Annotated in this window: 1 protein-coding gene; it reads right to left on the bottom strand. The window is 65.4% G+C overall.

Annotated elements, in window-relative coordinates:
- Window positions 1–7: 7 nt before the first annotated feature.
- Window positions 8–508, bottom strand: a 501-nt coding sequence (locus PSUB009319_RS22995; protein ID WP_185453544.1) for a hypothetical protein, incomplete at its 5' end; no start/stop codon positions are given.

Genomic DNA, 508 nt, shown 5'->3' with positions numbered 1-508 from the left:
ACCGGGGTTAGTGGTACGACACCGTAAAGGTGGCCGAACCATCCAGCGGCACGCTGTTGATCACCGACAGGCCGGTGGTGTTGTTCAGCGCCGCCTTCACCGTCAGCGGGAAGCTCCAGGTGCGGCCGGACACCGGCGTGGCGCTCGAGGTGGCTTCGCCAGCCGAGTAGTACTGCGCCGCGTTGCCGCTCATCGCCACCGGCAGGGTCGAGGCAGTCCATGCGGCCTTGTCGGTCGAGCTCAGCACGGCCGCTTGCTTCACGGCACCGCCGCCGAAGGTGGTCACCACATCGGCCGGGCCCATCTTGATGGTGTAGGCGCCAATGTTCTCGCTGGTGTTCTCGACGTTCGTACCCAGGCCAAACACTTGCGTGTCAGCCAGCGACGCGTCGCCCAGGGCGGTCTTCATGGCGGTGTCCATGATGGCGCTGGTGTTGCGATTGTCCTGCACGCTCACGTAGGCAGGCGTGTTGGCGCCGCACATGACTTGCAGGGTCTTGCTGTGCTC

Origin of the sequence: Ralstonia sp. SET104, from assembly GCF_003851545.1 — a bacterium.
GTDB lineage: Bacteria > Pseudomonadota > Gammaproteobacteria > Burkholderiales > Burkholderiaceae > Ralstonia.
The sequence above is the reverse complement of the archived record's forward strand: the minus strand, read 5'-3'. Positions and strand labels throughout refer to the sequence as shown.